At 40.2% G+C, this 396-nt stretch carries 1 protein-coding gene; it reads left to right on the forward strand.

Annotation, left to right across the window (positions count from 1 at the left end; all coding sequences use genetic code 11):
• A partial coding sequence (locus J7R05_RS08775) for an ATP-grasp domain-containing protein (RefSeq protein WP_208541920.1) occupies positions 1 to 396 on the forward strand: 396 nt, incomplete at both ends.

The raw sequence follows: 396 nt of genomic DNA on the forward strand, positions 1-396 counted from the left end.
TTCTTCTTCTCTTCTTTCCGCTCTCGATGCCTTAGGCGAACGTGGCCTTTTAAAGACGCGTCGTTTTGGTTATGACGGAAAAAACCAGATCAAACTTGACCGCCCCAATGAACAAACCCGTAACGAAGCCTTAAGGACTTTTCAGGAGCAGCCTTGTATTTTGGAAGAAATAGTTCCTTTTTTATCAGAAATTTCGGTTCTCTCGGCTCGCACAAAACAAGGGGAACATATTTTTTATGATTGCCCTGAAAACCAACATAAAAACGGAATTCTTCATAAATCCTTTGTTCCATCACATATTCCACTTGACGTGCAAAAATCAGCCCAAGAAATCAGCCTAACAGTAATGAATGCGCTCGATTATGTTGGTGTTCTTTGTATTGAGTTTTTTGTCTT

Origin of the sequence: Bartonella capreoli (genome assembly GCF_902813205.1) — a bacterium.
GTDB classification, from domain to species: Bacteria; Pseudomonadota; Alphaproteobacteria; order Rhizobiales; family Rhizobiaceae; genus Bartonella; species Bartonella schoenbuchensis.